Raw genomic sequence first — 6,141 nt, 5'->3', positions numbered from 1 at the left:
ACTGAATATGTTCATAATCCCTGCTTTTTGAGCGCTAATATACTAAAAATATTAGGTGTGTTTGCGGAGAATCAGATTTTCTTATTAAATAATTCTTCTAAAATAACTTCTTCTAAATCGTCAATAATTATTTCCGAATAATACGGACTGCCGATATTTGCAATTATGAGTCTTGAAAGCTCTTTATCAGCTGGTTCTTCCTCGAACAAATTAAAGTCATCACTATACAGGTATGGAGCATTAAGGATTTTTGCGACTGGTTCCGCTTTAACGCAAATAGAGTTAAAGTCAATGGCATTATTGAAAAAAGATGAAAATTTAGGAATTAGACTAAGATTGCGTTCCATTAGAATATCGATATCAACCTGATCCAACGAGCTTAAATAATTGCATATATTTTTCTCTAATTCATAAGTTTTTTCAAGTTCAGGATTCTTTAAGAGCACTACCTCATCTTCAATAGTTTCCATTGATCCGAAAATAGCAGGTAAATTTGATTCTTTTTTTTGGATTTGATGTATTTGACGCATCAGTTTGCCTGTTTTATAAAACCTATTTAGTAATGGTTCTGACCTAAAATATGATGCAAAATTAATATTATCGAAAGTTTTGCCTACAAGTTTATCAGAATAAAATTGGGCCTCTTTATTGCCAAAAACTTCTAGGACATTTAAATATGTATTAGGAAATTCGTTTAAAAGTACTAAAGCCATCTTTTCACATGTGGTTAGGTCAGTTTTGAATGTACCTAACAGGTGAAGGAATGTGCGCGTATGTGGAACATCTTCGAAATTACCAAAACCTTTATAACCATTATCTTCAATTATTTCTGGGAATAAGTATTCTATCTTTATACTCTTTGCTAAACAATAGAATAAATACTGTTCAAAGAAGATATTGAAATTCCATGCGGAAATTTTGTTTAAATGCTCATAATTTCTATCTACGAATTCAAAAGCTTTTTTTGTATAGTCTTTAAAAAAAACAATATCGCTTCCTCCTAATATTCCTGCATTTGAGGCATAAATAGTTTTTATATTCTCTCTGTCTTTTATTATCTCATCAGGAAAATAAGGTAGATGCTTCTCAAGATCTTTCATGTTGCTTTCGTAGTACAGTGTAGAAGATTCAAGATTTTGGGCAATAAGTCTCCCGTTTAAAAGTTCTTTTGAGAATTTTTCCCATATGAAAACATCGCCATCAATATGCAAAAAAGGGGTGTCCTGTAGAGAGTACACATAAATTTTTGCTAGAGCCCATAAGTTTTTATCATATTTATTGAGATCATCCATCACGACATGAACTTTTGCATATGGCAATTTAAGTTTATTTATCAAAAGTTCATATCCAACTTTGTCGGTATATAATTCTACTTTATAATGCTTTGACAGTAAATGCACGCTGAGAGCCCATCCCATCAGATGGTATTTTGGAGAAACCCAACCGAAGCTATCTTCTAAAATATCCTTTCTACCTCCGCTCCAAAAACTTTGAATAATCTTCATATTAAGATTCTATTTATAAAATATACATTACCTATTTTTTAATTGATGTATTTATTTTATGAAAAAAAATACATCATAAAATTATAATAATTTTTCTAAAATACAGTATTTTTCGTATTTTTTTTTGTTCCTAACGATTGTTCCGTAAATCAGCTTCAGTAAGTTGGATCTATTAACTTAGAGTGGAGTTTTAGTAAAGAACAAAATCTTAATTGGTAGATCATGTAAGAAAATTGTAAAACTTATAACCGCAATTTCAAATGAAAAACTGAACAATTAAGTTATGAACGAGATAATATCTTACAATTGTTTCATATATAGATTGTTAATGCGATTATTCTAACTGTGCTTAAGTCTATTTTCAACTTGTCGTTTTAGTTAGTTTAAATTTTTTGCTGTCTCTCTGAATAATCGAGCATCTTTTTTTAATTGCTTGAACCAGTAGTCAACTGAAGCATTTAAATGCTGGTCGTGTGATAGAAGTATTTCATTATACAGAGTAGCAATACAATGACTGGAATCTAACACAATACCACCAGAAGGAATTTTATCGGCAGTGAATCCTTTTTCAAGGTCTTTAATGATTATGTAGTTGCTCACACGTGTAAAAGTTGTTTGAGTATAAAATCTGTCTATTAAAGATTTTAAAATAGATTTACAATCAGATATTGTTTGATTTTTTTGTGCAAACCTTTCTGCAAGTTCCTTGTCTAATGGTTTAATAGATAAACTTTTGTCAAGTTCTAAATAACTTTTATTTGACCATTCTTTGACTATTTTTGGAAAGTCAATTATAATTGCTGCCAAATCTTCCCAGTAAACAAATACTTGGTCGACTGCGAAAGAAAGTTCTTCAAGGGAAATATCCTTCAATAAGCATTTCTTTGTTTTTTTGAAGTGTAGCTATAGCATTTTGGGGAACTTTATAGCTCTTTTATTCATATTCTATTTGTTGTTTTTTTAATTCCTCAGTAGGTAATTCTGTTAAACCCTCAAAATAATCAATGTGAGTATATTTTTTGGTTTTAATTGCATCTATTCTTTTTTTCAATTTCTTCCTTTAGATTTTCCAATATTTGAGAATGAATTATTTGAGTTGCAAGTTTAGGTGCAATCACACCGATAAACCTTTACTGCAATCATAGTCTTTGAGTGCAGCCAATTGTCCTAGTAAAGCGATGTATATTCTTGAAGAATTTGCTTTTAGAAAATTCAACCTTTCCGTTTCAATTGTTGCATTCAAAGTAGCTAGTTCCAAATCCAATATCACTTGGATGTATCAAGTCGTGCAAAAAGAAACAGGATTATTAACATCACATTCAACTACAAAGGTATTGGAGCCATATTATATAGGCCCTCAAATTTTATTAATAGTTGAAAAAGGGGCTGTTGAAATAAAAATATTTGGAGAAGATTCCTCACTCCAATTCCTCACTTTTTTATTTTGGTCTATTTTTTTTACTAAAATCACATCAATAAAAAAAACTCAAACAATTGATATTTAAGGGTTTGTTTTTTTGTAGCCTCGCCCGAACAAATGTCGATTTTTTTGCTGAGGATTTAGAAAGGTTATTGAACATTCCTATCAATAGAAATGCATCGTGAGCCTTATTTCTTAGGGGCAGTTACGCTTCACTTGAACAGTAAGTGAAGGCAAACAGGGAAAAAACGACAGACAAGAAACGTGAATTGGAGGAAATGCGACAACTATTAAATGAGGTATTAGAAAAGGTTTAAAGATGAAATAAATAAAGATACCTACAACAGGTGGTATTCTATCTATATCGATCATATACTGATCCTTAAAGTAACGATAGAAAGATTCAGTACCAATTAAGGAAGAGCTTTTGAGATTTTGGACAGCAAGCTGGGTTTGACGAGTGACATCAGGCATGTATATAATCGGATACTCAATTTGAAATTTCTATTGTGTAATCTGGGATTAAATAATTAAGTGAAATAGAGTAGATATAGAGATTGTCAATATTGGAGTTAATTTTTTGTCTAGTGTGAATCGTAGTGGTCTGTTAGATGCTGTGAAGTTTTTTTAAGTATGAGATAATTCCTAACAACCTCTCTTGACCAATGCTTTTTAGAACTTCATATGCTTCTTTATGACAATGCCTGTACTTTTTATCACTTCCACAAAAACATTTTGAGGTACGTGATGGCTTACTGTTTTTATAAATATACACAAGTATAGAATAGACTTTCATTAAATCATTAACATGTAAAATATCATATAGAGATTCTAAGATTCCCATCGAGCCATGGGATCTTTCATTGAGAAAATAACCCTCTTTCTCTCTAAAACTCTGATTATGCAAATAAGGAAGAACTTGATTTTGGATGAAACTGGTAAGCGTAATTCCTTTTGCACAGTAAACGTACTCTTCAATGGGTGTACAGATACAAAAATGACCATCCCCATAAATATGCCAATCAATATTGTGCGGTAATCGTTGGTTTGTTTCATATACTAAAGGAAAACTATTTGAGTAGTCGTTCGGGCATTCTATTCTTATAGAATATTCATCATACATCACATCATTCTCATCTAAAAGAATGAGATTACCAGCGAGGTATGGAAGAGAATCCTCCCGAATACGTAATCGTAAATCGGGAAAATTACTGATAGCTTCAAGTGCTTCTTTAGCGAATTTATCGTATGACTTATTCATAACAAAATGGATATGAAGTTGCTGCACCCGCTGCTGCTGCACTATAAGAGAGATTTTCTTCTTTATCCTCACCGATAGGGAATCTATCACCTAAATTTTTACGCCATAGTTTGCTGGCTTCTTTTTGATTAGTATTACGAATTGCAGAGTCTGCATCCGCTATGAATTTATCCAGTGCCTCTAAAAACTTTTCTTTGTTTGCATAGTTTTCCAGTAAATTATCATTCGGTACAGCAGGGACTATACATTTAAAATCTTTACTCAGCTCTTTTTTGATTTCCTTAAGAATATCACGTGTTGTAATATCATCACGCTCATTTAAAACAATTAATTCTTTAGCATTAGTAGCTAAGATAGTCAGAGCTAAACCACTAGGCATTTTAAAACTTTGATTGTCAGCCCATCCTTTAAGATATTTGACGTTTCGTAATAATCGGCCATCTTTATCCTTTTTGGAAACAAACCAAGTTACTACTGCCTTAGGATCGCTATCTTCAAAACCTATCCCATTGACTGCTATCTGGTATTCTTTGCCATCCTCTTTACAATAGACTGGATGGTCTATTTCATAATCATTTGAAAAAATAGTGCGGATGCATTTTTTGCGATTCTCGGCAGCAACATTAGTATAACCATCTACAGCTTGTCTAACCCAATCTTTAAGGGTTGATGCAGTTACATCTGGCGCACGAAAGAAATATATACCATCATCTAAATCACAGATATCTTCCGTTGTGCGGATGCCGTTTTTCATCTTATAAGATCCTTGTATATAGAAATATGGTACATACTCGGGATGATTTGCTTTAAACCATTCCCTAATTCTTTTTCGAAGACCTTCTTTCGAATTTTTCATTTTCTCGTTCTTTTTCGAACCTATGGATATATTACCATGATAATCCTGAAATAAATTGTGACAGTTTGCCATTTTGTTATTGTTTTAAAAAAGTTAAAATTTCTGTTAATCTATTTTTTGCTAATTCCTCCCCAATAGACTTCATTCTATCTATCTGTTTCTTTTTGGAGGAGTTTAATTCTATGTTGTCACCTTTCATATCATACTGGATACGTAAATGACTGAATGTATTCCCTATTTTGCTCAGAGCGCGTTGCAAGAAGAGAAGATATTGTTCAGTGATCTGCGCTTGTGTGTCTAATACCAAATCGACTAACTTGGGGCTCGGAAATAACCAATCAAATACGTTCTTTGGACGCCACGAGCGTTTTATTATTTGTTTTCCTTGGCCTGTACCTAGTGATAAGATCGCTATGTCTCCGATAGAGATATCAAGTTTATCAGTCGCTTCGAAGACGCCAATCAATGCAGGATTATTAGCGAATATCCCGCCGTCGATCATATTGATATTAGTTCCTTCTCCAAACTCGTTCTTAAATGAAAAGGTGTGGGGCGGAAAATACACCGGCGCAGACGCACTCGACATCGCTACATGATATGCCGGGAGTTTATAGTCTCTTCTGTATTCTGGATGATGTTTGGTTTTGAAAACATTAATAGCACCATCATTTCCATTAAATGCAGGTATGCATACCTTATTTTTAAGATCGTTCATCAGAGGATCTCTGCCACCGTTTGCTTCTGCATATACCTCTCTTAGCTTTTTCAGTAATTGCTTATTACTATAGATTGCATTAAAGAATGCTCTACTTTTGCGAGGTAGAAAACGAAAGATAAATCTCGGAAAGATAATTTTTGCATTATCTTCATAGAAATTGGCTAACTCCTTAGCAGGAATACCCAATGCAAGACCTATTGCAAGGATTGCTCCTGTAGATGTCCCACAAATAAGATCGAAATGTTCATGTAGTGGTTTGTCTGGTTCTTCCTTTTGTAATTCTTCCTCTAACTCGGCCAGGACTTTGGCAGGGATAAGACCTCTTATCCCTCCTCCGTCAATAGAGAGTATTTTGAATTTTTTATTTTTCTCCATATAACT

General features: G+C 32.9%; 6 protein-coding genes. 1 reads left to right on the top strand and 5 read right to left on the bottom strand.

Annotated elements, in window-relative coordinates; translation table 11 throughout:
• Window positions 1–71: 71 nt before the first annotated feature.
• Complete coding sequence (locus tag ABEB18_RS14655) at window positions 72–1,505, bottom strand: DUF6734 family protein (RefSeq protein WP_348800063.1); 1,434 nt, start codon at window positions 1,503–1,505, stop codon at window positions 72–74.
• 378 nt (window positions 1,506–1,883) lie between these two features.
• Window positions 1,884–2,378, bottom strand: a complete 495-nt coding sequence (locus tag ABEB18_RS14650) for a hypothetical protein (RefSeq protein WP_348800062.1) — start codon at window positions 2,376–2,378, stop codon at window positions 1,884–1,886.
• A 275-nt stretch (window positions 2,379–2,653) separates the two neighbouring features.
• Between ABEB18_RS14650 and ABEB18_RS14645 the strand changes: the two genes are divergently transcribed.
• The gene (locus ABEB18_RS14645; protein ID WP_348800061.1) at window positions 2,654–3,010 is read left to right on the top strand and encodes a hypothetical protein; all 357 of its coding nucleotides are present in this window, start codon (window positions 2,654–2,656) and stop codon (window positions 3,008–3,010) included.
• Between the two features lie 522 nt (window positions 3,011–3,532).
• On the opposite strand, the gene ABEB18_RS14640 is transcribed toward ABEB18_RS14645, so the two are convergent.
• Genes ABEB18_RS14640 through ABEB18_RS14630 form a run of 3 tightly spaced genes read right to left on the bottom strand, consistent with a single transcriptional unit; the run spans window position 3,533 to window position 6,135 of the window.
• The gene (locus ABEB18_RS14640; protein ID WP_348800060.1) at window positions 3,533–4,186 is read right to left on the bottom strand and encodes an SEC-C domain-containing protein; all 654 of its coding nucleotides are present in this window, start codon (window positions 4,184–4,186) and stop codon (window positions 3,533–3,535) included.
• Entirely contained in the window at window positions 4,179–5,114 is a 936-nt protein-coding gene (locus ABEB18_RS14635) for a cyclic GMP-AMP synthase DncV-like nucleotidyltransferase (protein ID WP_348800059.1), read from the bottom strand. The genes ABEB18_RS14640 and ABEB18_RS14635 overlap by 8 nt, the downstream gene beginning before the upstream one ends.
• A 4-nt stretch (window positions 5,115–5,118) precedes the next feature.
• Complete coding sequence (locus tag ABEB18_RS14630; RefSeq protein WP_348800058.1) at window positions 5,119–6,135, bottom strand: CBASS cGAMP-activated phospholipase; 1,017 nt, start codon at window positions 6,133–6,135, stop codon at window positions 5,119–5,121.
• Window positions 6,136–6,141 lie beyond the last annotated feature (6 nt).

It is taken from the genome of Flavobacterium adhaerens (genome assembly GCF_040045115.1).
Taxonomy (GTDB): Bacteria; Bacteroidota; Bacteroidia; order Flavobacteriales; family Flavobacteriaceae; genus Flavobacterium; species Flavobacterium adhaerens.
Note: the sequence above shows the minus strand (reverse complement) of the source record. Positions and strands in the feature narration are given on the sequence as shown.

Coding starts and splice junctions, on each gene's coding strand:
- ABEB18_RS14655 (WP_348800063.1), bottom strand. CDS start 1,505: ATGAAGATTATTCAAAGTTTTTGGAGCGGAGGTAGAAAGGATATTTTA.
- ABEB18_RS14640 (WP_348800060.1), bottom strand. CDS start 4,186: ATGAATAAGTCATACGATAAATTCGCTAAAGAAGCACTTGAAGCTATC.
- ABEB18_RS14635 (WP_348800059.1), bottom strand. CDS start 5,114: ATGGCAAACTGTCACAATTTATTTCAGGATTATCATGGTAATATATCC.
- ABEB18_RS14630 (WP_348800058.1), bottom strand. CDS start 6,135: ATGGAGAAAAATAAAAAATTCAAAATACTCTCTATTGACGGAGGAGGG.